Source organism: Streptosporangium heterodermiicola (assembly GCF_051390675.1).
GTDB lineage: Bacteria > Actinomycetota > Actinomycetes > Streptosporangiales > Streptosporangiaceae > Streptosporangium.
In genome coordinates this window covers 84,158-110,134 of sequence record NZ_JBPJSR010000005.1, presented here as the reverse complement: position 1 = coordinate 110,134, position 25,977 = coordinate 84,158, and the positions used below count along the sequence as shown (strand labels likewise).

The 25,977-nt window shown below is 68.5% G+C and carries 21 protein-coding genes and 1 pseudogene; 13 read left to right on the top strand and 9 right to left on the bottom strand.

Annotated elements, in window-relative coordinates; translation table 11 throughout:
- The first annotated feature begins 56 nt into the window (after positions 1-56).
- Entirely contained in the window at positions 57-1,235 is a 1,179-nt protein-coding gene (locus ACSC1Q_RS12805; protein ID WP_436758897.1) for an ADP-ribosylglycohydrolase family protein, read from the top strand.
- A 225-nt stretch (positions 1,236-1,460) separates the two neighbouring features.
- On the top strand, positions 1,461-2,306 hold the full coding sequence (locus ACSC1Q_RS12800) for a helix-turn-helix transcriptional regulator (RefSeq protein ID WP_436758896.1): 846 nt from the start codon (positions 1,461-1,463) through the stop codon (positions 2,304-2,306).
- Positions 2,307-2,795: 489 nt separating this feature from the next.
- Here ACSC1Q_RS12800 and ACSC1Q_RS12795 read toward each other — a convergent pair whose 3' ends face one another.
- Positions 2,796-3,377 (bottom strand): hypothetical protein, encoded by a 582-nt coding sequence (locus tag ACSC1Q_RS12795; protein WP_436758895.1) that lies wholly within the window; start codon positions 3,375-3,377, stop codon positions 2,796-2,798.
- Positions 3,378-3,442: 65 nt separating this feature from the next.
- Entirely contained in the window at positions 3,443-8,209 is a 4,767-nt protein-coding gene (locus ACSC1Q_RS12790) for a DNRLRE domain-containing protein (RefSeq protein ID WP_436758894.1), read from the bottom strand.
- A gap of 433 nt (positions 8,210-8,642) precedes the next feature.
- Between ACSC1Q_RS12790 and ACSC1Q_RS12785 the strand changes: the two are divergent.
- A pseudogene (locus ACSC1Q_RS12785) lies at positions 8,643-8,729 on the top strand (IS5/IS1182 family transposase); the annotation flags it as partial.
- A gap of 581 nt (positions 8,730-9,310) precedes the next feature.
- On the opposite strand, the gene ACSC1Q_RS12780 reads toward ACSC1Q_RS12785, so the two are convergent.
- The 3 genes from ACSC1Q_RS12780 to ACSC1Q_RS12770 form a co-directional block, all read right to left on the bottom strand.
- Entirely contained in the window at positions 9,311-10,465 is a 1,155-nt protein-coding gene (locus ACSC1Q_RS12780; RefSeq protein ID WP_436758893.1) for an ARPP-2 domain-containing protein, read from the bottom strand.
- Positions 10,462-11,835, bottom strand: a complete 1,374-nt coding sequence (locus ACSC1Q_RS12775) for a hypothetical protein (protein ID WP_436758892.1) — start codon at positions 11,833-11,835, stop codon at positions 10,462-10,464. Before ACSC1Q_RS12775 ends, ACSC1Q_RS12780 begins: the two co-directional genes overlap by 4 nt.
- A 267-nt stretch (positions 11,836-12,102) precedes the next feature.
- Complete coding sequence (locus ACSC1Q_RS12770) at positions 12,103-14,208, bottom strand: MMPL family transporter (protein ID WP_436758891.1); 2,106 nt, start codon at positions 14,206-14,208, stop codon at positions 12,103-12,105.
- A 70-nt stretch (positions 14,209-14,278) separates the two neighbouring features.
- On the opposite strand from ACSC1Q_RS12770, the gene ACSC1Q_RS12765 reads away from it, so the two are divergent.
- Together ACSC1Q_RS12765 and ACSC1Q_RS12760 are read left to right on the top strand one after the other, a co-directional pair.
- Positions 14,279-14,749 (top strand): MarR family winged helix-turn-helix transcriptional regulator, encoded by a 471-nt coding sequence (locus tag ACSC1Q_RS12765; protein ID WP_436758890.1) that lies wholly within the window; start codon positions 14,279-14,281, stop codon positions 14,747-14,749.
- 136 nt (positions 14,750-14,885) lie between these two features.
- Positions 14,886-15,443 carry a DJ-1/PfpI family protein gene (locus ACSC1Q_RS12760; RefSeq protein ID WP_436758889.1) on the top strand — a complete coding sequence of 186 codons (558 nt, stop codon included), beginning with the start codon at positions 14,886-14,888 and terminating at the stop codon, positions 15,441-15,443.
- A 128-nt stretch (positions 15,444-15,571) separates the two neighbouring features.
- Here ACSC1Q_RS12760 and ACSC1Q_RS12755 read toward each other — a convergent pair whose 3' ends face one another.
- Positions 15,572-16,234 (bottom strand): DUF998 domain-containing protein, encoded by a 663-nt coding sequence (locus ACSC1Q_RS12755; RefSeq protein ID WP_436759224.1) that lies wholly within the window; start codon positions 16,232-16,234, stop codon positions 15,572-15,574.
- A 122-nt stretch (positions 16,235-16,356) separates the two neighbouring features.
- Here ACSC1Q_RS12755 and ACSC1Q_RS12750 point away from each other — a divergent pair, with 122 nt between their 5' ends.
- The 5 genes from ACSC1Q_RS12750 (at position 16,357) to ACSC1Q_RS12730 (ending at position 20,872) form a co-directional block, all read left to right on the top strand.
- Positions 16,357-17,031: a TetR/AcrR family transcriptional regulator C-terminal domain-containing protein gene (locus tag ACSC1Q_RS12750; RefSeq protein WP_436758888.1), complete on the top strand. Its 675-nt coding sequence runs from the start codon at positions 16,357-16,359 to the stop codon at positions 17,029-17,031.
- Positions 17,032-17,233: 202 nt separating this feature from the next.
- Positions 17,234-18,145 (top strand): hypothetical protein, encoded by a 912-nt coding sequence (locus ACSC1Q_RS12745; RefSeq protein ID WP_436758887.1) that lies wholly within the window; start codon positions 17,234-17,236, stop codon positions 18,143-18,145.
- Positions 18,142-18,840, top strand: coding sequence for a hypothetical protein (locus ACSC1Q_RS12740; RefSeq protein ID WP_436758886.1), 699 nt, complete (start codon positions 18,142-18,144; stop codon positions 18,838-18,840). Before ACSC1Q_RS12745 ends, ACSC1Q_RS12740 begins: the two co-directional genes overlap by 4 nt.
- A 347-nt stretch (positions 18,841-19,187) precedes the next feature.
- On the top strand, positions 19,188-19,841 hold the full coding sequence (locus ACSC1Q_RS12735; RefSeq protein WP_436758885.1) for an HD domain-containing protein: 654 nt from the start codon (positions 19,188-19,190) through the stop codon (positions 19,839-19,841).
- A complete protein-coding gene (locus tag ACSC1Q_RS12730) occupies positions 19,829-20,872 on the top strand; it encodes a GlxA family transcriptional regulator (RefSeq protein ID WP_436758884.1) in 1,044 nt (347 codons plus the stop codon). Before ACSC1Q_RS12735 ends, ACSC1Q_RS12730 begins: the two co-directional genes overlap by 13 nt.
- A 55-nt stretch (positions 20,873-20,927) precedes the next feature.
- Here ACSC1Q_RS12730 and ACSC1Q_RS12725 read toward each other — a convergent pair whose 3' ends face one another.
- From ACSC1Q_RS12725 to ACSC1Q_RS12715, 3 genes are read right to left on the bottom strand one after another with little or no spacing between them, the layout of a single operon-like run.
- Entirely contained in the window at positions 20,928-21,113 is a 186-nt protein-coding gene (locus ACSC1Q_RS12725) for a hypothetical protein (protein ID WP_344742640.1), read from the bottom strand.
- Positions 21,110-21,979: a class I SAM-dependent methyltransferase gene (locus ACSC1Q_RS12720; protein ID WP_436758883.1), complete on the bottom strand. Its 870-nt coding sequence runs from the start codon at positions 21,977-21,979 to the stop codon at positions 21,110-21,112. Before ACSC1Q_RS12720 ends, ACSC1Q_RS12725 begins: the two co-directional genes overlap by 4 nt.
- Positions 21,976-23,232, bottom strand: a complete 1,257-nt coding sequence (locus ACSC1Q_RS12715; RefSeq protein WP_436758882.1) for a cytochrome P450 — start codon at positions 23,230-23,232, stop codon at positions 21,976-21,978. Before ACSC1Q_RS12715 ends, ACSC1Q_RS12720 begins: the two co-directional genes overlap by 4 nt.
- Before the next feature lie 311 nt (positions 23,233-23,543).
- Between ACSC1Q_RS12715 and ACSC1Q_RS12710 the strand changes: the two genes are divergently transcribed.
- The 3 genes from ACSC1Q_RS12710 (at position 23,544) to ACSC1Q_RS12700 (ending at position 25,806) form a co-directional block, all read left to right on the top strand.
- Positions 23,544-23,927 (top strand): hypothetical protein, encoded by a 384-nt coding sequence (locus ACSC1Q_RS12710; RefSeq protein ID WP_436758881.1) that lies wholly within the window; start codon positions 23,544-23,546, stop codon positions 23,925-23,927.
- Positions 23,928-24,016: 89 nt separating this feature from the next.
- Positions 24,017-24,970, top strand: a complete 954-nt coding sequence (locus ACSC1Q_RS12705; protein WP_436758880.1) for an ABC transporter ATP-binding protein — start codon at positions 24,017-24,019, stop codon at positions 24,968-24,970.
- A 5-nt stretch (positions 24,971-24,975) separates the two neighbouring features.
- Positions 24,976-25,806: an ABC transporter permease gene (locus ACSC1Q_RS12700; RefSeq protein ID WP_436759223.1), complete on the top strand. Its 831-nt coding sequence runs from the start codon at positions 24,976-24,978 to the stop codon at positions 25,804-25,806.
- Positions 25,807-25,977: the final 171 nt, after the last annotated feature.

Sequence of the window (25,977 nt, the reverse complement as noted above, 5' to 3'; positions counted from 1 at the left end):
ACAGTCTCAAACCTCAAGCTTTGTTGATGTCAACCGGTAACGAAAGGATCGTGTCCGTGCGTCCTCCCGCTCGTGATCTGCCGGACCACCGCGACCGCGTGAGGGGTTGCCTGCTGGGCGGCGCGCTCGGCGACGCGCTGGGGGCTCCCGTCGAGTTCGAGTCGATCAAAAGGATCCGCGGGCAGCACGGCCCCGAAGGGCTGACCGGCCTGGTCCCCGACTGGCGCGGCAAGGTCGGCCTGATCACCGACGACACACAGATGACACTGTTCACCGTGGAGGGGCTGATCCGCGGCGGTGACGTCGCCGCGGTCCGGCGCGCCTACCTGCGCTGGCTGGACACCCAGCACCACCGCTCCCCACTTCCCGCCTCCACGGCCTCCCCGGCTTCCCTCATGAACGACCGTCCGGCGAACGATCCCGCTCCGGCCCCGTCCGGGAACGACCTGATCCGTACAGGCCTGCTCCGCGAGCAGAAGTGGCTCTACTCCCAGCGAGCCCCCGGGAACGCCTGCCTGTCGGGCCTGCGCGGCTCCCGGGCCGTCGCCCCTGTCCCGTTCGGCGAGCCCGGACCGGTCAACCCCGGCTCCAAGGGCTGCGGAACGGTGATGCGCTCGGCCCCCTTCGGCCTGGGCCCGTGGAGCCCCCGACACGCCTTCGACCTGGCCGCCGAGTGCGCCCAGATCACCCACGGCCACCCCACCGGCTACCTCGCCGCCGGCGCCTTCGCCGCCATCGTCCACTTCCTGACGGAGAACGAGCCCGTCGGGGCGGACGAACCGGCCGAGACGCTGGCGCGGGCCGTACGGAAGGCGATGGACCTGCTGGCGACGTACCCCTCGCACGAGGAGACCAGCCTGGCGCTGCGCGACGCCGTGTCCCTCGCGGCGGAGGGCGGCCCGAGCCCGGAGAAGGTGGAGTCGCTGGGCGGCGCGTGGGTCGCGGAGGAGGCACTCGCCATCGCGGTCTACTGCGCCCTGACGCACCCCGCGCCCGGTGACGTCGGGCGGGCGCTGCTGCTCGCGGTCAACCACTCCGGCGACAGCGACTCCACCGGCGCCGTCTGCGGCAACCTCCTGGGGACCCTCCACGGCGAGGCGGCGCTTCCCGCCGAATGGCTCGCACACCTTGAGGGCCGCGACACCGTCACCGAGCTGGCCGACGACCTCGCGGCCTGGTCGGCCGGGAACCACGAGATCACCGACGCCTGGCTCAGGAAGTACCCCGGCGCCTGACATCGGGCAGACCCTGACGTACCGCACGGTGATCATGTCGAGGGCGGTCCCGGAGGGTGCGCCAGGACGGGCGGCGTCACCCTGGAGCCCCCGGAGAGCACCTCGTCCTGCCTGGTATGGGGGTACCAGGACGGGCGGCGTCACCCCGGAGCCCCCGGAGAGCCCCCTCCTGCCTGGTACAGGGGGTACCAGGAAGCGCCCCGGGGACCGGCGCATACTGGATGAATGACCGAAAGCGGAGAACTGGGCCCCGCGCTGCGGCACTGGCGCGACCGGGTCTCCCCGGCCGCGGTCGGGCTGCCCGGCGGCGGGCCGCGCCGCGCGGCGGGCCTGCGGCGCGAGGAGCTCGCGATGCTCGCGGGGGTGTCGGCCGACTACATCACCCGCCTCGAACAGGGCCGGGCGACCTCTCCCTCCGCGCAGATCCTCACCGCGCTGGCGCGGGCGCTGCGGCTGTCCACCCAGGAACGCGAGCACCTGTTCCTCCTCGCGGGACAGCCACCGCCCACCCCCGGACGCATGTCCTCCCACATCACCCCGAGCGTGCAGCGACTGCTCGACCAGCTCGACGGGACCCCCCTCAGCGTCAACGACGCCGCCTGGAACCTGATCAGCTGGAACCGGCTGTGGGCCGCGCTCTTTGGGGACCCCTCCCTGCTGGTCGGGCGCGAGCGCAACGTGATCTGGCGCCACTTCACGAGCGGCCTGGACCGCGTCAGCCACACCCCGGAACAGGAGATCCGCTTCGAGACGGTCGCGGTCGCCGATCTCCGGTCGGCGACCGCCCGCTACCCCTCCGACACCGATCTCCGCTCGCTCGTCACCGACCTCCGGAGCGTCAGCCCGCGCTTCGCGGAGCTGTGGGACACCCACGTCGTCGGCGTGCACGAGTCGGACCGCAAGACCGTCCACCACCCCGACGTCGGCCCGCTCACGCTCGACTGCGACGTGCTCACCGTGCCCGGCAGCGACCTCCGCATCATCGTCTACAGCACCGCCCCCGGCACCGACGCCGCCGACAGACTGAAACTCCTCACCGTCATCGGCACCCAGACCATGCGGCCGTCCTGACAGAAAATGGATATCGCTTACCAGCGAAGTCGCGGAATCCCCCGCTCATCGCAGCCGACACGTGGGTGTCCAAATTGTCCCAGACCACGACCAGGTGCCCACCGCTCGGCGGCCAGCACCGTCAACTGCGCCTCGGTGAGCTTGCACATGCCAGTAGCCCCGGGAGAACGGCGCCTGCCCACCGCCCGCCTGATTGGCATGGCGCGCCATCGGCTAATCGGCATCGGTGACACCCGAAGCTTCGCAGCCACCTCGAGGTCACCGACGCCCTGGACGAACAGGTCGGCCGCCCGCAATCACAATCGCCCCCGCCACTGCTCCTGCGCGGCCAACCCTCCGTTGTCGGAATACCCCATGCACCGGGTATAGCCCCAGACAAGCCGCCGTCATCCCCTCAGAGCAGGAACGACCATACAACTCCAATCATCAAAGCCCTTTTAGAGGAGTCCTCGCAAGCATCGACTGGTCTGCTCGTAGGAATTTTCGATGTCACTCCTCTGCAGATGGCGCCCAAAACTGAAGCAGCACCTCCTCTAAGCCGTCAGCTGTGGCCGGACTGCTTTCCTCCCAGTTTTCATCCTCCTCCCAATCTTCATCCTCCTCCCAATCTTCGTCCACTAACCTGCTTAAGACGACGCGCAATTGCCATACCGTCTCACGCCTACCGAGATCGAAGGTATGAGGATCTGCTCTCGGGTCAACGAGTTCCATAGTGCGCACCCGCCCAGAACTCGCATAAAATTTTCCCGTCCACACGAGCACTTTGGTTGCTGCAGCCGAAAATTCCGGTTCCGGCGGAGGACCGTCCCACAGTTCGAAACGTACTCCCATCACGTGAGAGTCGAAGGATGACCGGACGAGCGCGAAGTTGGGTGTCGACTGCATCCAGTCGTCATACGTGCTCGGGTCCTGTGGCGGAGAGTTGTCTGGAATACCTGCGGCGCCGTCTTCGTCCATGATGCGAAATTGTCCGTATTGAACACCCACGATGTCGTCCGCAGTCGACACCTGCTGGGGAGAAAGGGAAGTCATGATAATCGATTCCTTGCACGCCGGAGCGACATTGAGCATGGTACGAGTTCCCGCCATCGGGAACTCGTACCATGCTCAGCTAACACCTGTCCAGCCGAAATGTATCACTGGAGGTCGATAAAGAACCCGTCACTTCTGAGGATGCGACTGTTCTGGTACCAGCCCCCCAGCGAGTTGCCGAACCATTGGTTCTGTTGGGCGCTGATCAGTTCCACCGAGAAGTTATACGCAGGCATCGCGTACTTCGATCCCGCAGTGGTCGAGGCGAAGGGAAATTCGTCGCAGTTAACGGCTTTTGCCCCATACTTGGAGATATCGCTTTGATAATTCTTTCTGATCTCCGACTTGCAAAACTTCTTTGAGTGCTTTCGTTGTCTTGTCGTAAGGGTTTCATCGGCGAGCCGATAGAGGAGTTCGCTGCGGTTCCCACCGGGAATATTTTTCTGTGTCCCAAAATTCTCATGCGGGAAGTTTATGCCAGGAACCGATGGAATTGTGACCAGCCCGTCGCTCCGAGTAAGAGCGTGATGGATGTGATCATATTGCCTTGGCCACGTTTGGTTCTTCTCGTTCTTGTCGTCCCGTGTGATCGCAAGAGCCGGGACGTGGTTCGAATTGATACATCCACCACTTGGGTAGTATCCGATGTACGCTGCCGAGTCGCAACGAACTCGCATCGCCACGCTGGACTTAGCGGTCTTGTTGAACGAGGGCGCCACGTTCGTGACTTTTACAAAAGGAGTGAGGTTACACTGCTCTATACCGTCCTCTTTTGTAGTTTTACTGGTCTGATAGGTCCAGCTTGACTGCCATTCCGATGTATCTGCCGCCCAGTTGCTATACAGGTCTCCCGGCGGGTTGATCGATCCTCCGGAGCCCGTCTGCCTGCATGTCTGCGATTCGCTCCACACCGAATGCCCGATGGTGACGTATGGGTTTAGCAGTGTTCCCCAAGATCTGTACGGAAGTACGTGGACATATACGGTGAAGGCCCGAGAATTTTGTTCTGTACGTATCTTGTGCTGAACATTGAGATATGCTCTTCCGCGCAACTTCCAGCCGGTTTTCGTCTGGACCCAGTGGCTGGCTATATATTTAGATGCCTGGCACCAGGCGAACCTGTTTTTAGCGTATCCGATCCAGCGTTCCGCCAGATCTCCGCTTGCCTGACAATCAGCTCGACTCATATCCTCTGGCGCAGTTGGACCGGCAGGCAAGATGTCTTGCGTCGCCATCGCATTCGCTGATTGCTCCTCTGTTCGAGAGGTTGCGACACCTGCTTTGCCTTTCGAATTACCCTCTGTTTGTCTTGCGGCTGGAACGTCGATCTCCAGGTTTTGCCATTTCGACCAGATGCTCTCACTGTCGTCAACGGTACTGCGAGCGCGCCAGCGCACCTTCCATCTGTCGGACAGCTTGCCATCCGGAATCCGGAGAGTTCCAGTGGATCCCGAGGAGACGTCCGTGACAGTCCCCGACCAGATCAGCCCTCGCCCCTGTGACCGCGCCTTCGGATCATGCTCTACCTCGAACTCCACAGTTGAGTGGCGTCCCAGCGGGTCGGACACCTTGACCATGAGGTGCGGCGTGACCGTTGAGGTGATCGCGTTGCCGCCCTCGGTAGTGAACGGACGAGTCCACATCTTGCCGACGGACGGCTTGATGTCACGCGCGGCCGCAGTGGGTGGCGGCTCCACCCGGGCCTGCGCTGAGGCGTCCGAGGATGGGCCGGTGCTCTTCGACGGGTCCTGCAACCCGGCGACGATGTCCGAGGGACGCTCACCGGCGAGGGTACTCCAGCAGTAACCGCGAGATACCCATCCCTTGGAGTCCACGCCCGGCTCTCCCCGCGTCTCCCAGCTTTTCAGCGTCAGCGCCTCCCACACGTAGTCGTTGTGCGTGACATAGGTACCTGCTGTGTACGAGGTGCCCCGGCTCCACTGCGGACTACGAGCGCACAGCGGATCATAAGTTCGCGTGGGCGTAGGCGTAGGCGTGGGCGTGGGCGTGGGCGTAGGCGTGGGCGTAGGCGTGGGCGTGGGCGTGGGCGTGGGCGTGGGCGTGGGCGTGGGCGTGGGCGTGGGCGTGGGCGTGGGCGTGGGAGTAGGCGTGGGAGTCGTGACGTTGGTGTAGGTCACCTTCAGCACCGGCGGGCGGGCATCCGCATCCTCGGTTTCGGACGCGTGGTAACCACGTTCGTACAGGGGAGCGGAGGCGGACTCGTCGACCCCGCGCAGCATCAGGCCATGGTTGCTTTGACCCGCTGCCCAATGCTGCACGATGCCGGTCACCGGCCAGGTCCAGGTGACGGCACCGTTCGGCAGTCCCTCAGCGCATCCACCGGGGTCCTTGGCCACCACTTCGGCGCTGGTAGTGGCCGAGGGCTGGTTGGCCCAGGTGAGTGTGTTCGCATTCCAGGAGGCGGTGACGCGTTGTGCCTTGATTCCCGAGGTGCTGCCACCGCAGCCGTAAGCCTCGCTGTTCCGTAGCTCTAGCCTGGCATCGGTGATGGTCTTGCCACTGAGGGAGGAAGTATCGAACTTCAAGTACGCTCGCTCGATGATCCCCTGATAGGAGCCGACCCACAATGTGGGGTTAGCCGGACCCATCGTTCCCTCGTCGTCGATCCAGGTATCCATCTGCGCCGGCAGTGAGACTGTCCGCTCGTCCGGCGGATCCGTCGGGGTGGGAGTAACGGTCGGGCTGGGGCCGACCTCAGGTCCGAGGATCGTAAGAGCGTCCATGTACAACGGACCATTGTTTCCGGCGTCCAGCACAACACGAAGCTGCGCCTTGACGGCATCATCGGGCGCCGTCACGAACGGGTTATCACCAGGCGTCCATGCTTGCTGCCCAACAGTATAATCAAGTAGATCCGAAGAAATCAGCTCACCTGATGCAGAAAACCAGTCAACGCCGTATTTGATCCTGGCTTCAGGTGAGGATGACTGCCAGAAATAGCCACCTATTTGATAGAACTCGCCGCCAGAAACTGCAATGTCATTTTCCGAGCGAACTGTTGCCGCACCTGCCGCTGAATCTTTGGTGAGCAGTGCCGAGGCTACGCCCTGCTGTGCCTGCTCTGTCGATCTCTCCAGGTGGCCACCCTCGGCTGTCCAAGGTGTGACATCAGATTCAAAGAACGGGTTTCGGTTGTACGGAACGTCATCCTGCTCCGGTGCCGTCGGCTCAGGATTCTCCGTAGGAAGCGTGCTTGGAGGTGTGTCACTGCCTATATCAGGGTTAGACCAAATCTCTGCTTCAGCTTCTGTGAGATGCTCCGGATAACGCTGTTCGCTGAGGCGGCTCTTGACAATGTTACCCGACTCATATCCCTGCCGCCGCGCATCATCCGCCGACAGCACGGGCGGAGGCGGAGGCGCATCAAGGGAGTAGCCTGCATTGTGTTTGGCAAGGTCGTACTCGTACGACTCGGGAGGGTCTTCGCTCATCGGGACCGAGTAGGCGACATTGAATTCCGCAGCGGGTACGTACTGGATGAACAGGACGGGGCCGCGGGGGTTGCCGCTGCCCCAGTCGCCGTATTCGTAGGAGCGGTACCAGCGCCAGTTGGTGAGGTCGCTTTCGCTGACGGAGCGGAGTCGGACGCCGTAGTCTTTCTGGCCGTCCATCCAGCCCTGGACCATGGTCTCGATGGAGTAGTACAGCTCGCCCTCGCCCCGGTTGGGACAGCTCGCGTCGTAGGCGCCCTTGTTGGCTTCCTGGGCGCTGGCGGTGACCTGGGGCTGGTTGCTCCAGGTCATCGTGTTGATGTTCCAGTCGGTGACGATCGGCTGGGCGAGGATGCCGGAGTTGATCTGCGAGTCGCAGGTGTTGGAGTCGTGGTTCCACAGCCGCAGGTCGGCGTTTTCGACGGTGCCGCCCATGAGCGGGGTGTCTTTGATGTTGAAGCGGATGAAGGCGCGCCAGGCCACGCTGCCGGTGTTGGACATGCCGGCGATGAGATCTTGCTTGTTCTTGTTGTTCGAACTGTTGGGCTGGGTGCCGCTGTTGATGTAGGTGTCACCGTCGATGCCGGTGCCGGTCCAGGTGTCGGAGGCGACGGCCATGGTGACCGGGTAGGTGACCGCGGGGTCGTTGAGGAAGCCGGGGTCCGGGGTGATCACGAGTGCCTGCCCGGCGGCCTTTTGCTCGACCGTCATGGGTGCGGTGCCGGTCCGGCCGGCATCGGGGTTCTTCGCCGCGGCCGCGTCCTCCATCGGCGCCGCGGTGATGTCGGCGATCTCTTTCCCGCTCTTGTCGGCGAGCAGGGCGAGGTGTCCGGAGGAATCCTTGCCGTAGCTCATGCCCGTGGGCAGGTCGACCGGGACGTGGACCTTCAGCGCGGCCGTGGGCCGCTGGCGGATCACGATCTCCTGCTGGAACCCGGTCGGTGAGGCGGTGACGACCAGGTCGACGCCCTGGCCGTAGGCCGACGGGTAGGTGGCGGTGTTTCCGGACAGTCGCGGCTCGGGCAGCTTGCCGGTAGCGGAGATGACCGCCTCGCCCTTGTCGCCCTTGACCTTCACCAGCGCGGTGTCCCCGCCCGCCGACAGGGTCAGGTCGCCCTTGGCGGCCTTGGGCCTGATGACACCGTTCTCCTCGACCAGGGTGGTATCGATCGGCTGCCACGTGCCGTTTTTCTGCACCCGGATGGGCGTGGAGTGCAGTTCGGTGTAGAGAGTTCTGCCGTCGGGGTTGGCGAAGGTGGTCGAGTTCTCAGCCCGGTAGGACTCGATCTCGACTCGTTTGTTTTGTTTTTTCGCCTCTTTTTTCGCTGTTTCGACCGGGTTCGGGGAAGCGGCCGGTGTCACTGCGGGTACAGGTGCAGAGAGAGTGGGGGTGGGGTCGGCGATGGCGGGTGCCGTCACCAGGGAGGTGGATAGCCCAAGAACGGCTATCAGGGAGATACGGCGGTAGCTACGTGCTAACACGCCGGGCCTTGGAGGGGGTGTTTTCACTCCAGCCTTTCTTGAACACTTGTAGCAAACTTGGCGATCTTCACATAGGTCCGACGCAAAAGTAAACAATATTTTCAGTGAGATTTTTCACCCTGAAGTCACAGCTCGGAGCGGGTGGGCCGCCAGAGAAGAACACGCAAGCCGCCGCCGGGCGATCCCGGTTCAAGCAGCCCCATGTCGCCCCCTTCCGAACCGCTGGCGGGAAAGACAAAAGGCCCGCAGTAAGAGCAGTGAGAAGTGTGTGCAACCGTTGACTTTCAGCGGTTGCACACAGAGCCATTTCGAACCTGACGGTCCCGGTCGGCGCGGCTTCACGCCGTGCTCATCCGCACCCACCGCACCGAACGTCGCTCGCGCGGTCGGCCTCATCGATGCCCTGGTCGGCGCCGGCGTAAAGACCTTCGCGAACAAGGGCTCTCAAGGCGTGGGCGTCACGGGTGGAGTTGACCGCCTTCTGTGAGATAGGCTCGTTTCTACCTTTGCATGGTACGTATGCGTGTTCACCGTCACCGATGAGCCCTTGTCCGCGAGCGTGGGCAGGCAACGCGCTAGAAGCGGTGTGAGATTCCCGGACACTGCCGACCGGCCGCGTTGTATATCGATAAAATCGGCCGGCAACTGTGGCCGTGCATTTTGGCGGCTGTCGAGTAATGTGCGGCGAGCTGGCCGGACAGGCACAGCACCGGCCGTGGCGAAACCTCCAGTGTCGACGCCACGCAGAGAGGCTTCAGCATTTCGTGACACCGTGACGAACACCATCGGCGGCACCGTGCACGGCCCCCGTCTTCCAAGGGCATGACTTCACCGGACCCATCACCCTTGGTTCCTCGCCGACCGACGCGACGGAGGGCACCCACCGGAAACCCGGTGATGAACCTCAGAGCCCCTGAGCGATCAGGCCGGACGAGAAGACTGCAACCGACGAGGTCTGCCGGGAGAACACGACAGGAACGCCGGCTCTCGGGGTACATCAGCGATTCCACGGAACCCGAGGCGGCTCGTCCGGTGGGGTCACCGGCGGGCGCGGCGGGCCTGGGCGCGGTAGTGGTCGAGGACGTCCTGGCGGAGGAGGGGGCCGAAGCCAGCGGCCTCGATGCGCAGGCCGAGCTGGGGCTCGGTCACGCCGAGCGCGGCGGCGGTGGCGGCCGTGTTCCAGCCTGCGGCGGCGAGTTGAGTCAGCAGGTGACCGCGCCGGATCTGGTTCTCCGACAGGCGGAAGGTCTTGAGGTACGCGACCCGGCCGGCGCCGTCGGTGATGAGCTCGCCGATGTGGTTCTCCCGCCGCCGTTCGAAGGGCGGCAGGAAGCGGGACAGGCGATACCCGCCCATCTCGTAGACGCGCTGGTAGGTGTAGTCCGTGCCCAGCAGCCCGCCCGCCATGACCTGGTCGTGGAAGGCCGCCCACTCGTCCCGCTGCTCGCGGGCCCGAGCGCGTAGGTCGGCAAGCGAGCGCACCGTCGCGTCCGCGATGAGGGCGCGGAAGTCGGGCACCGGCCCGCCGAACATCGCGTAGTGGTGGATCAGCTCGCCGTACAGGTCGTGGACGAGAGTGGTGTGCAGGGCGCGGTAGTCGTCGGGGTGCGGCACCACGAACACGGCGGCGAGCGCGTCCGCGACGTAGACGAGAACGCCGCACTGGCCTCGGTGGATCTCGAAGACGCGCAGGGCGTCCTCCAGGCCGCTGACCGAGGCGCCCACGTACGCCTCCTCGACGCGAGGCGAGAGTCCTCGGCTGACCGCGCGGTGCGACCACTCCTCCCACACGATCTCCGGACCGCCGAAGTGCAGCGCCAGATACCCTTCGAGCGCCAGGTGCAGGGGCAGGAAACGCAGGCGGTTCTTGTCAACCCGGCGAGCCATCCGGCGGTGGAACCGCAGCGACATCCGGTCGGGCGGGCGGTCACGCTCCTGCGGCCCCCTGAGCTGGGTTCCGTACGCCGCGGCGGGGGTGCCGTCGCGCGTCCAGCTCGCCACGAACCCGTGCGGGATGTAGGAGAGGTACGAGGTCCGCGCGTCCACCGCGACGACACCGAGCTCCGCGTCGTAGAGCCGGGCGTCGAGCCGCAGGTCCTCGATCGGCTCCTCGCGGACCAGCGGGACGAGCCGTACGCCGCCCCACGCCTGGGCGGGGTGGGTGGAGAGCCCGGTGAGAGCGAGGTCCGTCATGCGTCCTCCCGCAGGAACACCTCGACGCGGCGCGCCAGGTGGGCGCGCAGCTCGGCGATCCCGGTGCGCCCCTCCGCGAACCGGGCCAGCTCCACCAGGGCGACCAGGTTCTCGGCGTCGCGGATCCCGGCGGTCGGGACAGTGGGCGCGAGCCGCCGCACGTCGAAGTCGGCGGCGTCGTACACCGGATTGAGGTGCACGACGGCACAGGCGTGGTCCGGGTCGAGCCGGGTGCGCCAGATCCGCAGCACCTCTCCCGCGAGCCCCGGCGGTGAGTTGTCCCATCCGTCGGAGACGATGACGAGGCGCCCGGGTCCGCGTTCGAGAGCGTCGAGGACGCGCTCGCCGAGCGGTGTCGCCCCGTACGGACGGGCGAGCAGCGCGTCCGTACGGCCCGACAGCCACAGCGGCGTGTACTCGGAGGCCAGCGCCTCCAGCAGGAAGTGGCAGGCGAGCGCGACGGCGAGCGGACGGCGGCGCTTGTGCCCCGAACCGTACGCGGAGAAGCTGTCGTCGAGGACGGCGGCCACCGCGCCCCAGCTCCCGGCCTGGTCGCCCGCGGTCCGGCGGGCGGCCGCGCGCAGCGCCGCCGTCAGCTCGTCGCGGCGGCGGACGCGGTCGTCCAGGGAGAGGGCGAGCACGTACGACGCCAGCCGGGTCAGCGGCATCGTGGTGAGGTCGGCCCGCACCGCGCCGGCCCCCAGGCCGCGCGCCGACTCCTGCAGCCGCAGCCGCTCCAGCCGGGTGAGCTGAGGCGCGATGCGCTCCAGGAAGGTGGCGCGCGCGATGCGGTGCTTCGCCGCGAACCCCTCCGCGACCGTGTAGGGCAACCGGTACAGCGCGGCCTGCTCGTAGTGGGCCCGCCGCCAGGTCTCCAGGATCGGTGTGACGTAGGCGGCCGGCCGGTGCGGGGTGAACAGGAACGGCCCCAGCTCCCCGCCGGGCCTCAGGTGAGCGTGGCGGACGGCGTCCTTGACGGCGCCGCGATACTTCACCGCGTCGAACGCGAGGTCGGGGCGGGCGGCGAGCCAGTCCCGCATGATCGCCCGGGTACGCCGGTTGTTGACCTTGGCCCGGCGCAGCTCGCGGAACAGCCGGTACACCCGGGGCGGCGGCAGCAGGGCGAGCCTCCGGGCGATCAGGCGCCCCTCGGCCCGCCGCTGCCCCGGATCCGCCTCTCCCGTCGTGACCAGCAGGTTTCTCGTGATCAGTACGGCGTTGTGGTCGTTGACGTCCAGGGCGAGGGTCGCCGCGTACAGGTCGCGGTAGTTGCCCATCAGGTAGCTGTGCAGGAAGTCCAGCGAGAGATCCTGCTCGCCCGCGCCGGAGTGGAACTCGCACTGGCCGGTGGAGGTGATCGCCGCGTTCACGAACAGCAGGACGTCCTCGGCGGCGATCAGGTCCGCGACGGTCTCGGTGTGAGCTTCGATCGCCGCCTCCGGGTGGTGTGCGGGGTCGACCGGGAAATGAGGGCACGGGCTTGTGCGGGGTCAACCGGGGAATGGGGGCACGAGCTGCGAATCATCGCTTCAAAGGCGGGTCCCGGAAGTCGCGCCGGAGTCCCGCGGCCGACCCCGGAAGGCTAGCACCGGCGTATCGTCTCCTTCTTCCCTATTTCCCGCCGCCCGGTCCAGATGTCACCTCGACGCCTCGGTCAGTTCCCTGGATTCCTCCCCTTCCCCGGAGCGGCCCAGGCGGCTGGGCCACCAGGCCCGCGCGTCCAGGTCCCGTACCAGCGCCGGGACCAGCAGGGACCGCACCACCAGGGTGTCGAGCAGGACGCCGAAGGCGACGATGAAGGCGATCTGCGCGAGGAAGGCCAGGGGGATCACCACCAGCGCGGCGAAGGTGGCGGCGAGCACGACGCCCGCCGAGGTGATCACCCCACCGGTGGTGACCAGCCCGCGCAGCAACCCCTCCCGCGCACCGTGGCGCGTGGTCTCCTCGCGCACCCTGGACATGAGGAAGATGTTGTAGTCCACCCCCAGCGCGACCAGGAAGACGAAGCCGTACAGCGGCACGGACGCGTCGACGCCGGTGAAGCCGAACACGTGCGTGAAGACCAGCGTGGAGACGCCGAGGGTGGCCAGGAAGTTCAGGGCCACGGTGACCACCAGGAGCACTGGCGTCACCAGCGAGCGCAGCAGGACGATCAGGATGAGCAGGATGATCGCCAGGACGACCGGGACGATGAGCAGCGTGTCGCTCCTCGCGGTCTCCGTCGTGTCGTACCGCTGGGCGCTGTAACCGCCGACCGTCACGCCGTTCTCGGGGGCGAGCGCGGCGCGCAGGCGCCTGACCGTGTCCTGGGCGGCGTCGCCGTCCGGCGCGTCGTCCAGCGTCGCCTCCACCAGTACGAGCCCGTCGACGACCTTGGGAGGATCACCCGGTCGTCCGCTCTGCGTCACCACCGCGGCGTCGGACACACCCTCGACGCCGCCGGCCGTCTCCGCCACGGCCGCGGCACGCCCGGCGGGGACGACGATGACCGCGGGCTGCCCCGAGCCCCCGGGGAAGTGCTCGCTCAGCGTCGCCTGCGCAGCCACCGACGGCGCGTCGTTCACGAAGGTCTCGTCCAGCGGCACCCCTCTGGCGTTCAGCTGCGGCGCGAGGAGGGCGAGGCCGACGAGAGGCAGGACGGTGGCGATCCAGAGCCGGCGCGGATGGCGGTCGACCAGGGTGGCCACCCGGCTCCAGATCCCGCGCCCCTCGGTGCCGGACGCGTCCGCCGGACGCGGCTTCGCCTTCGCCGGCCACAGGGCGGCGCGGCCCAGCAGGACGAGGGCCGCGGGCAGGAAGGTGAGCGCGCTGAGGGCGGCGCACGCGATGCCGATGGCGCCCACCGGGCCGAGCGCGCGGTTGTTGGTCAGGCCGCTGAGCAGCAGCGCGAGCAGGGCCAGGGCCACCGTGGCGGCGCTGGCGACGATCGGCTCGAACGAGCGCCGCAGCGCGACGCGGCCCGCGGTGAAGCGGTCGCCGGTCGTGGCCAGTTCCTCACGGAAACGGGCGGTCAGCAGCAACGCGTAGTCGGTGGCCGCGCCGATGACCAGGATGAACAGGATGCCCTGTACCTGGCCGTCGACCCGGACAATGTCGCGGTCGGCGAGGAAGTACACCACGGCGCACGCCAGGCCGAGCGCGAAGACCGCGCCGCCGATGATGACGATCGGCAGCAGGACGCTCCGGTACACCGCCAGCAGGATGATCAGAACGGTGATCAGCGCCACCCCGAGAAGCAGTCCGTCGATCCCGGCGAAGGCGTCGGACAGGTCGGCCCGGGTGGCCGCCGGTCCCGCGAGCTGGGCCCGCAGGCCGTCGACCGCCACCGCCGAGCCGATCCGGTCCAGGGCCTCCCCGAGCGCCTCGACGTCGGGGCCGAGCTGGACCACACCCTGCAACGCCCGGCCGTCGTCCGACGGGATGGAAGGCGTGGGCGTCCCGACGACGCCCTCGGTGCCGCGCAGCGAGGCGAGCGCCCGGGTCGCCGCGGTGCCCTGCTCGGGAGTGACGTCCTTGCCGTCCGCGGTCCACACCACGATGAGCGGCTGCGTCGCGTCCTGGCGGAACCGCTCCTGCACCTCCAGGACGCGGGTCGACTCCGCGCTCTGCGGCAAAAACGCGGCCTGGTCGTTGGTGGACACCTCGGTGAGCTTGCCGGCGAACGGCCCCAGCCCTCCGCCGACGGCCAGCCAGACCAGCACCAGCATCGCCGGGACCAGCCAGCGGATCGGTCGCCGCGCCATGAGATCACCCTTCCCACGCATAACTCAATTATTAAGATACTCAATGATTGAGTTAATGTAGCATGGCGGTATGGACGGCGACGGCACGGAGGGCATCGACCTGCTGTCCTTCGCGGTGCGGCTGCGCCGGATGACCGCCGAGTTCAACCGCATCGCCCACGAGTTCGCCCACGAGCACGGGCTGCACCCCACCGACGTCCAGGCCCTGATGAAGATCTTCGACGCCCCGTCGCCGATCACTCCGAGCCGGCTGCGGGAGGAGCTGAACCTCACGTCGGGCGCCATCACCGCGTGCCTCGACCGGCTGGAGCGGGCCGGGCACATCCGCCGGGTCCGCGACGCGCACGACCGGCGCGTGGTCCACCTGCACTACCTCGACGCGGCGCAGGAACTCGCGGGGGTCTTCTTCCGCCCGCTCGGCCGCAGCACGGACAACGTCCTGCGACGTTTCGGCCCGGAGGAGCTGCGCACCGCGGCCGCCTTCCTCGACGCCATGAACGAGGAACTCGAAGCCTTGCGAGCCGCGCCGGGTTCCGGCTGACCTCGCCTTCGAGCGCGCGAGCCGAACGGTCGCGTTCCCGGGAGCACCCGCTTTACCGAGCCGTGGAGCATCCCGCATTGACCTCGCCCACGCGCGCGGCGAGGATCGGGGAAACGGGCCACGGAGGTGTTACGAGATGGCGAAGGTGCTGATCGTCACGGGTGACGCGGCGGAGGACCTGGAGGTGATGTATCCCTACCAGCGGCTGCTGGAGGAGGGGTACGAGGTGGACCTCGCCGCTCCGAGCGTGAAGAAGCTCCAGTTCGTGGTCCATGACTTCGTCGACGGCTTCGACACCTATACCGAGAAGCCGGGGCACACCTGGGGGTCGGACATCGCGTTCTCCGACGTCGATCCGGAGCGGTACGCGGCGCTGGTGCTGCCGGGAGGCCGGGCGCCGGAGTACATCCGCAACGACCGCCGGTGCCTGGAGATCGTCAGGCACTTCGCCGAGAGCGGCAAGCCGATCGCGGCGCTGTGCCACGGGCCGATCGTGCTGGCGGCGGCGGGGGTGCTGAAGGGACGGGAGAGCAGCGCCTACCCGGCCTGCGCCCCGGACGTCGAGCAGGCGGGCGGGACCTGGATCGACAGCGAGGCTCACGTCGACCAGAACCTGGTGACCGGGCGGGCCTGGCCGGACCACCCGGCGTGGATGCGCGAGTTCATGAAGGTCCTCCGCGCCACGACCGGCTGAGAGGCGCGCGCTCCCGAATTCGTCCGCGCCACGAGTTGGCCAAACCTCGGTTCAGGGACGCGGGCCGCCCTCCAGGGACGTGGACTCCCCATGTGGCGACCTGCCGAGCGATCTCGCCGCCCTCCGCCTCATCCGGCCGACGTGTACGACCCGCGTACCCGCACCGCCAGTGCCGCGGCCCATCCCCAGCCCAACAGCGCGATGGCCCGAAGGAGCAGGCTCAGCGGCCGGGAGTCATCGCCGTCGTCCGACAGCAGTCCCGCCAGTACGTAGAGGGCGGGAAGCGCCACGCCGGTGGCCGCGCAGTAGAGCGCCCATCCGCGTTCTCCCCGTACGGCGAAGTGGCGGGTGAAGACGAAGCACGCGGCGACCAGCGCGACGAACACCACGAAGAAGGCGGCGCCGTGCAGGATGTAGCTGAGGCCGGGGTCGTCGGGGAGGCCCTCCGGCGCGCCGGGCGGGTAGCCCCATGCCGGTTCGAAGCGGAAGACACCGGTCCCGACCAGGCCGGTGCCGTACGCGCCGATCAGTAGCGGCCCCCAGGTCCCGCCGCGGCCCGGACGCAGCGCCCGCCACAGCCCTGTCGCGAACGCGATGTTCAGCAGCCCGGTGATCACGAAGTTGGCGATCTGGATCCACCCCAGGTCGCCCAGGCTCAGCATGCTGAGCGGCTGCCGCCGGGGGTCGAAGTCCGCGCGTGTGTAGTCCTGGATCACGACCACGAGGACGAACAGCGGTCCGGCGACGGCGCCGCAGGTCAGCAGCGCCCTCGTCAGCCGCTGTTCTCGCATGGTGGACACGGTTCCCCCCTCTGTGACCGGCATCCGCTGGATCTCCGGTACGCGAGCTTTCCTTAGCAGCGCTAAGTGCGCGTCGCCGTCATGCTTCCTTAGCGCTGCTAAGGTGTCAACCGATGGGCGAGAACAAGCGGGGAGCCGGCCTAACCCGGCAGATGATGATCGATACGGCGCTGCGGCTGCTCGGCGAGGTCGGCCTGGACGGTCTGACGGTGCGCAGGCTCGCCTCGGAGCTGGGTGTCCAGTCACCGGCCCTGTACTGGCACCTGCGCAACAAGCAGGAGTTGCTCGACGGGATGGCCGACGCGATCGTCCTGGCCGCCGGGATGGGGCCGCCCCGCGACGGCGAGTCCTGGCAGGACTGGCTCGCCCGCCGGGCCCGCGCGTACCGCGCCTCCCTGCTCGCCCACCGCGACGGCGCCCGCCTCGTCGCCAACGCCGCGAGCCTGGGCCCGGCGACGATCAGGATGTTCGACGAGGAGCTGACCGCCATGGTCGGCCGGGGTTTCACCCCGGTCCTGGCGCTGCGTACGATCACCGCTCTCACCCGCTACGTCAACGGGTGCGTCCTCCAGGAGCAGACCGAACGCCGGGAAGACGCGGACGCGCCGCCGGACCGGCTCGCGGCGCTGGCCGGACTGCTCGACGGGGGCACGGAGGCGACCCTGATCGCGGCGTTCCGGGAGAGCGGCGGTTCGTTCGGCGAGGACACCTTCGAGCACGGCCTCCGGGCCCTGATCGACGGCACGGCCACCGCCCTGGCCCGCCGGCCCTCGGGCCCCCCGGCCTGAGCCTGCCCGGACCCGTACCACCGAGGTCGGCCGATCCTCGCGACCGCGAACCGGTGAACCCACCCGCCCGCCCGTCCGCCGGTGCGCGCGTCCTGTGCAAAAATGATCATGGCTTTCAGCGCCGTGAATCGGTCCGTCCGGACTGCCGAAAAGGTGCTCGGCGCCACCGGGGACGCCATCGAGGAGAGGATGTCGGTTGTCCGTGACGGACTCGGAGCTCGCGGGCGAGCTTCGTGAGCTCGCCGATCACCCTCGTCTGGCGGCCCGCCGGGACCAGCTGAACGACCTCGCGGACGCGATGACCGATCCCGGAGGAGCCGGACGCTGGTGCGAGGTCGACCTGTTCGCCGCCTTCGCCCCCGAGGACAGCATCCTCGTGGACGACGAACCGGCGGAGACCACTCCCTCGCCGGGAAAACCGCGATGGCGCCGACGACTCGTCGCCGCCGTCGGCCCGGTCCTCGTCTTCGTGCCGGTACTCGTCGCCTGGCTCGGGCTGATGATCGCCACGGACGCCTACGGCGACGTCCTCGACGCCGGTGGGACCGGTGGGACGGACGCGGCCCGGCGCCCTTTCCTGGAGATGTGGCAGCGGGGCTTCGACGGCAGGCTGCCCTGGTTGTTCGGGTTCGGCGGCGTCGCGCTCTGCACCCTCGCCGGTGTCCTCTGCCTCATCTGCTGGACCGTGTACGAGAACATCGCGCGGAGCAACCGGGAGGAGGCCGAGGAGCGGGCGCTTCGTGCCCTTCGCGTCCGGCTTCGCGGGGCACTCACCCAGGCGAGCCTCGTACTCGGCCAGGTGCGGCTCTCCTCCCCGGAGCGGTTCGGGGCCGAGCTCAGCAGGACTGCGGCCGACATCGGTTTCGTCGGGACCACCGCGCGCAGGGTGCACACCGAGCTGGTCGAGGCGCTCACCCTGACCCTGGACGCCACCCGGAAGACCACGGACGCGCTGGCCGGCAGCGCGATCGACGTGCGCGACGCCGTCGAACTCCTGGGCGGGCATCTGGCGGCCATCAACAGCACCTGTGACGACCTCACCGCCGCCGTGACCCGGACCTCGGCCATGATCAAAATCTCGGACGCCGCCGAGCGAATCCCCGCCTCGCGATGACGACCCGGCGAAGGACCCTCTTCTCGCCCCTGATCGCCGGTTGGCTCTCCGCCAACCTGCTGCTCGGGCTCACGATCGTCATGTGGGGAACGCAGGCGCCACCTCCCCCGCCCGCCGAGGCCGTGGCGGACACCACCCGGCTCCGGCCGGACATCCTCCGATCCCTGCCGGAGACCACCCGGCTCTCAGCGGAAGAACCCGGGGCTGAAAAACCTCGGGCGGAGGAGTTCCCACAGGAGCGGCGGGAGAAGGGCGAGGAGTTCCCGGATGGGGGAGGTCGCACGCGCTCCCGGCCCCTTCCCTCCTCCTGCGCCGATCTCGTCGGAGGCGTACGGGCGGAACCGACCACGATCTCGTTCCGCGTCGCCCCCGGCACCGGCGACGACGTGCTGTCCGCGCAGGTACGTCAGGAACTGCGTAAGCACGGGGAGCGTCTGGCCGGACGGCGCGTCGGCATGGTCCTGACCTTCGGCACCGGCGACGGCGCCGGGACGGGCGTCCGCCTGGCCACGCGGGTCAACGCCGCCATCCGCGAGGCGTACCCGCGCGTCTTCGGGACGGCCGTGACCCGGAACTTCCACGACCTCGCCGCCCCGAACGGGTCGATCTCCATGGAGATCTACTTCGTGACCCGTGGCTGCTCCCCCGCCGCCACGAACTCCACGACTCCGAGGAGCACCCGACAGGTCCGGTGAAAGCGGTGTCCGGGGCCGATGAGCCGGATGCCGACCGGGGAGGCCATCCGGTTTGTCGCGTGCGGTCATGACGGCGTGCCGGCCGGATCGCCGGCGAGCGCACAGGCGACAGGGGGCACGCACCGCCATCGCCCATGGTCTGGCCTGCCCGCACACGGACGTCCTCGAATTTTCCAGCTTCTCCGGCGGGATCCTCTCTCGAAGAGGCTCATTCGCACCGACCCCTTCCGACCCGACCGGTGTCCGTATCTGTGGGTTACCGGGCCCCACGGTCATGGCGTCGCGGTTGGGCGGTTCGTAGATTGGAGGTGCCGCCGGAGGGGCCGGGGGCATCGTGAGCAGGGGTGATGGCGATGATCGGGGACTTCTCCGCACCGGCCGGGATACGGGTGCCGGACTCGACGCTGGCCAAGGAGGCGACCGCGCTGGTGCGCGACAGCGTGAGCGAGCTGATCTACGACCACTCGCGCCGGGTGTACTTCTTCGGCGCTCTGCGGGGGCGCGACAGGGGCCTGGACTTCGACCCCGAGCTGCTCTACGTCGCGGCCATGTTCCACGACCTTGGCCTGGGCGAGCCCTTCCGCGGCGGCGGGCGGCGTTTCGAGGTCGACAGCGCCGACGAGGCCCGCCTTTTCCTGCGGGAGCACCGGGTGCCCGAGGACGGCGTCCGCCGGGTGTGGACCGCGATCGCCCTGCACACCACCCCGGGCATCCCCGAGTTCATGGAGCCGGAGGTGGCGCTGGTGACGGCGGGGGTGGAGTACGACGTGCTGGGCATCGGCTACGACGACATCGGCGAGGCCGACCGGGCGGCGATCGTGGCCCTGCACCCGCGCCCCGGCTTCAAGCGGCGCATCCTCGGCGCCTTCACCGAGGGGATCAGGGACAGGCCGCAGACCACGTTCGGCAACGTGAAGGCCGACGTGCTCGCCCACTACGTTCCCGGTTTCGTGCGCGGGGACTTCGTGCGCACGATCCTGGACTCCCCGTGGCCCGAGTAGCCTCGCGCCGGCGGGCGGACCACGTGGTCGCGGTGGTGGCCTTCGACGGCGTGCAGCTGCTGGACGTCACCGGTCCCGCCGAGGTCCTCACCACGGCCAACGGCTTCGGCGCCCGGTACGAGGTCCGGGTCGTCTCCCCGTCCGGCGCGGACGTACGTACCTCCTCCGGGGTGCGGATCGGGGTGGACGGGGCACTGGAGAGCCTGCCCGCGCGGCTGGGCACGGTCGTCGTCCCCGGCCGCCACGACTGGCGGCGGGCCGTGGCCGACCAGGACCTGCTCACCCTGGTCACGGAGCTCGCCCGCCGCTCGGCGCGGGTCACCTCGGTGTGTGCCGGGGCGTTCGTGCTGGCGCAGACGGGCGTGCTCGACGGACGGCGCGCCGCCACGCACTGGCGGCTCGCCGCGCAGCTGGCGGCGGCCTACCCCCGGGTGAGGGTCGAGCCGGACCCGGTGTTCGTCAGGGACGGCCACGTCGTCACCTCCGCCGGCGTCACCGCGGGCATCGACCTGGCGCTGTCCCTGGTCGAGACCGACCACGGGGCCGGTCTCGCACGCGACGTCGCCCGCGAGCTGGTCGTCTTCATGGCCCGCCCCGGAGGGCAGTCCCAGTTCAGCGCCCGCCTGGCCCCGTGCGAGACGGCGCACCCGGTGCTGCGGCTCGTGATGGACGGGGTCGTGGCCGACCCGGCCACCCCGCACAGCCTGGAGTCCCTGGCCCGTGACGCCGGTGTCAGCGCCCGCCACCTCAGCAGGCTCTTCCGCCGCGAGACGGGGACGACCCTGGGGCACTACCTCGAATCGGTACGGCTGGAGGCCGCCCGGACCCTTCTCGAAGCGGGGAACGATCCCGTGGAGAAGGTGGCCGAGGAGTCCGGCTTCGGGTCGGCGGAGACCATGCGCCGTGTCTTCCAGCACACCCTGGGAATCGCCCCGACCACCTACCGGGCACGCTTCCGCACCACCGCCGTCGTTCACGGACCGGATCGGCCGGTGTCGGCGGCTCGATCCGGTCCCGCGTCGAATCGGTGATCACCGGCCGGACAGAAGCGTCCGATCAGCCGACCACCCCGTCGAGGAGACGGCTCTAGTAGCGGGGTTTGCGGCTCAGGGCGACGCCGGCCACCAGGAAGATGCCGCCGATCACCCCGGATCCGATCGCTCCGGGGGTGTTGGCGGGGGTGGTGCTGGCCTGGAAGACGGCGGTGACGATGCCCATCACGCCGCTGATGTAGCAGAAGATCGTGATGAAGATCTTGACGTTGGTGCTCACTGGATTCCTTCGGGGGTGCGACGGCCGCCGGGCGGCTCGTCGGGGGCGGTACCGGCTGCGGTGAACCCGAGGAGCATCACCCAGGCGTTGGGGTCTGCGCGGAACCGGTTCCAGCGGTCGGCTGCGAGGGCGAACTCGCGGAGCGACAGCACACCGGCCGTGAGGAGCGGCTGCAGCCGTCCCGGGCCGAGGTGGGGGGCGAAGTCATCCGTCGGTCGGGTGTCGTTGGTCGTGGCGAACGGGCGAAGGGCGACCTCCGTGAAGCCGGTGACACGTAACAGGCGGGTGAGGCGGCGGCCGATCGTGCGGTCGCCGCCGACGGCTTGCTGGGTCGCCGCCATCTTGGCGTGGATCCCGGCCAGCTCCGGGTAGGCGGGCTCGGCCAGCCCCCAGCAGGAGGCGTCCACCTCGGTGACCAGGATGCGGCCACCGGGACGGAGGATCCTGCGGGCCTCCGCGAGGGCCGGTGCGGGGTCGGGGAGATGCTGAAGGACGTACCGGAGAAGTACGTATCCCGCGCTCGCCGTCTCCAGCGGCAGGTCGGCGGCGTCGGCGACGACCAGTTCGGCACCGGCGCCCTCGGCGTGGGCGAGCAGGTCCGGGTCGATGTCCACGGCGACGAGTGACAGATCGGGCATGGCCCGGCGCAACCGCCTGGTGATCGCGCCCGACCCCGCGCCGACCTCGACCAGCGGGCCGTCCGACGCGGTCAGGCCCAGCTCGCGCAGCAGGCTCAGTTCCTCGTCGAACGAGAGTTCCGCCTGGGCCTCCAGCCGGGCCAGCTCGCCCGTCATCCCGCCCGCCGTGGTGGCGGCGGGGTTGTACGAACCGGCGTTCGGCGCCGGGGTGGGGATCGAGGTCGTCATCGGGGGCTCACGATCATGCGCATGCCGTGTTTCGGACGTAGCGTCACCAGGGCCTCCGGCTCCACCGCGAAGCCGGGTTCCAGCGTGAGCCGTACCGACTGGGAGAGCATCGCCAGGACCAGCGTCGCCTCGATCAGGGCCAGGTGCCGGCCGATGCAGATGCGCTCGCCGCCGCCGAACGGCAGGTACAGGTGGCTCGGGAGGTCGGCGCCGTCGAAGCGGTCGGGTACGTACGCATCGGGGCGGTCCCAGTAGCGGGGGTCGCGGTGCAGGACCCACTGGCTGACGCAGACGAGCGTGCCGGGCGGTACCGGATGGCCGTCGAGCTCGTCGGGTCCGGTCGCGCGCCGGGAGATCAGCCAGACCGGGGGGTACAGGCGCATCGCCTCCTGTACGGCCCGGCGGCACAGCGGCAGGTCGAGCAGGTCCTCGGCCGTGGGACGCCGGGTGCCCAGGACCCGGTCGACCTCGTCGCGGATCCGTTCGGCCTCCTCCGGGTGGCGGTCGAGTAGGTAGAGGGTCCAGGTCAGGGACTTGGCGGTGGTCTCGTGTCCGGCCATGATCAGGGTGAGGACCTGGTCGCGGAGGTCGGTGTCCGTGAGGGAGCCGAGCATGGTGTCGAGCAGGGTGCCGGTGGTCCGGGGAGAGGCGCGGCGGGAGGCGATGACCGTACGCGTGATCATGTCGAGGAGGGCGCGGGCGCGTACGTAGCCCTGCCGCCTGCGGACCGTGTCGGCCGGGTCGGGATCGGGGTCGGGTACGTAGTGGCCGATGAAGCGGTTGACGTCGTCCACCGCCCGGCCGAACCCGTCGCCCGCCGCGCCGAGGTCCACGTCGAGTACCGCGCGGGTCAGGATCGACAGGGTGAGCGAGGTGAGGTGGTGGTCGATCGGCTGGGGGGCGCCGGTCTCCGCGGGGCCGCGCCAGCGGGCCAGCAGGGCGGCGGTCTCGTCGGTGATGATCTCGTCGAAGGAGGCGACCTCGCTGCGGCGGAAGGCCGGGGCGCACAGCCTGCGCTGACGTGACCATTCCGCGCCGGTGCTGGTGAGCAGCCCGTTTCCGAGCAGCGGGCGCAGCATGTGGTCGTCCGGCGTGTTCTCCTTCGTGTAGTTGCCGACGTTGTCCTTGAGGATGTGCCGGGCGAGATCCGGGCGGTGCGCCATGAAGACGGTCTCGCCGTTCGCGTGGTGGCCGGTGACGTCGCCGTAGCGACGGGCCAGGCCGGTCACGAACCCCAGCGGATCGCTACGCATGTCTCCCATGTCCACCGGGCCGGACGGACCGGGGGGGAACCGCGTGCCGGTAGTGGTCACCGACACCTCCGTTCAACGTGCTTAAGTATCTCCATTACGTATTCACGGGGGCCGGATATACGTATTGAGTATTATTGATGATTCCATCCGTACTGTGGGATGCTGCTAATGTAACACCGCGTCGAAGAACGTATCAATACTTACATGAATGGCGAATAAATTAAGTCTTGGTATGCGCCGCCCGGCATGCGAGAGTCCATTTCAGTTGCCGACGCAGAAAGCAGCGGCAAACACCCGAGAGGGAGAATCGCATGGCACTCGAGCCGCAGGAGCGCGCGGAGTTCATCAACGCCTACACCCGCACGCTCATCACCGCCTGGTCGGACGAGGAGTACGCGGCCCGGCTGACCGCGAACCCGCGTGCCGCGCTGGCCGAGTCCGGGCTGATCGTCCCGGAGGACGCCGAGATCGTCATCGTCCGCCACATCCCCGAGGGGCACGAGGAGGGCAACCTGGACGTCCAGGTCGGTCTGTGGGAGGTGGGCCTGGCCACCGGGCAGTTCGAGTTCCACATCCCTGAGACGCCGGTGGTGGACGCCGCCGAGCTCAGCGAGGGCGACCTGTCCGACATCTCGGCCGGCGCCCAGGCGGAGGCCTGCTACTACTGCTGCTGCCCCTGCTGCTGCTGCACCTGATCGACGGCGATATTTCCGGCGACATTTCCGGAGCCATTTGAAAATCGCCATGCCGTTCCCGTTCCCGTCTCCATCGGAGGATTAAGTCGATGGCTTCCGCCGCCGCGGAAAACGATCCGGTCGCCGTCACCGGCCTGAACAAGCGTTACGGAGAGCACACGGTGCTCGCCGATCTGAGCCTGCGGGTGCACCCAGGCGAGGTGTTCGCCCTGCTCGGGCCGAACGGCGCGGGTAAGACCACGACCGTCGAAATACTGACGGGAGTACGGCGGCGGAGCGGTGGAGACGTGAAGGTCCTCGGCCAGGATCCGGCCAGGGACCCGCGGGAATGGCGGGCGCGCATCGGGGTGGTCAGCCAGTCCACCGGCGCCTACCCGGATCTCACCGTGGGTGAGGTGGTGAGACAGTTCGCCGCCATGTACCCCAGGCCGCTGCCGCCCACGCAGGTGCTCGACATGGTCGGCCTGGGAACGTACGAGAAGAAGAGGACCACGGAACTCTCCGGCGGCCAGCAGCGCCGCCTGGACGTGGCGGTCGGCGTGATCGGCGACCCCGAACTGATCTTCCTTGACGAGCCCACCACCGGGCTCGACCCGGTCGCCCGCCGCGAGGCGTGGGAGCTGGTGCGGTTCTTCTCCGGGCGCGGCCGCACCACGGTGCTGACGACCCACTATCTGGACGAGGCCGAGACGCTCGCCACGCGGGTGGGTGTGATCGCGGGCGGGCGGCTGGTGGCCTGCGGGCCGCCGGGCGAGCTGGGCGGGCGGGAGACGACCCCGGCGACCGTGTCGTTCCGGCGTTCCGAGTCCCTGGCCGGCCGGAACCTTCCCGGCCTGCCGAGGGGCGCGGTGCTCGAACCGGGGCCGGCGGGCGCGGGTGACCCGGTCACCGTGCTGACCTCGGAGCCGACCCAGCTGGTGACCCTGCTGGGGTCCTGGGCCGGGACCGAGCTGCCCGAGCTGACCGTGCACCGGCTCACCCTGGAAGAGATCTATCTCAACCTCATCGACCGGCACCGCGAGCAGCCGGAGGAGAACACGTGAGCGTCATGGAATCCGTACGCGCGCCCGGCCGCGGGTTGCTGCCCGATCTGTGGCGGGCCAGTGTCGCCCGGTCGTCGGTCGAGCTGAAGTCGTTCTTCCGCAACAGGCAGTCGCTGGTCTTCACCCTGTTCTTCCCGGTGATCCTGCTGGTGGTGTTCGGCGCGATCTTCACCGGCAAGGTGCAGGGCACCGAGGTCGATTTCCGGCAGGTCTTCATGGCGGGCATCGTGGCCGCCGGTGTGATGAGCACCGCCTTCTCCGGGCTCGCCATCAACATCGCGATCGAGCGGGACACCGGCCTCATCAGCAGGCTCGCGATGACGCCGATGCCCAAGTCCGCCTACTTCATCGGCAAGCTGGTGAAGGTCGTGGTGACCACCGTGGTGGAGATGGCGCTGCTGCTGGGCATCGCGGTGACCGCGTTCGGGCTGCACCTGCCCGGTACCGCGCAGCGCTGGTTCACCCTCGCCTGGGTGCTGACGCTGGGCACCGTCACGTGCGCGCTGACCGGGATCGCCTACAGCGCGGCGATCCCGAACAGCCGTTCGGCGGCGGCGATCGTGACGCCGGTGTTCATGGTGCTGCAGTTCATCTCCGGCGTCTTCTACCCGTTCCACCAGCTTCCCGCGTGGATGCAGACCACGGCCGCGCTGTTCCCGGTGAAGTGGATGGCGCAGGGGTTCCGCGCGGTCTTCCTGCCGGACGGTTTCACCGTCGTGGAACCGGCGGGCAGCTGGGAGCTCGGCCGCGTCGCGCTCGTCCTCGGGCTGTGGGCGGTGGGCGGCCTGTTGCTCACCGCGCTGACGTTCGGCTGGCGCAACGCGCGCGTGCGGTGATCGCCCCAGACACCTGATCAACCCCAGACACCTGATCACCCCCAGGCACCTGCTCGACCCGGACACCTGCTCGACCCAGGCAACTGATCAACCCAGGCAACTGATCGGACAGGCCCTCGATCGGACAGGCCGTCGACGAGACAGGGCCGCCGATCGAACCAATGCTTGATC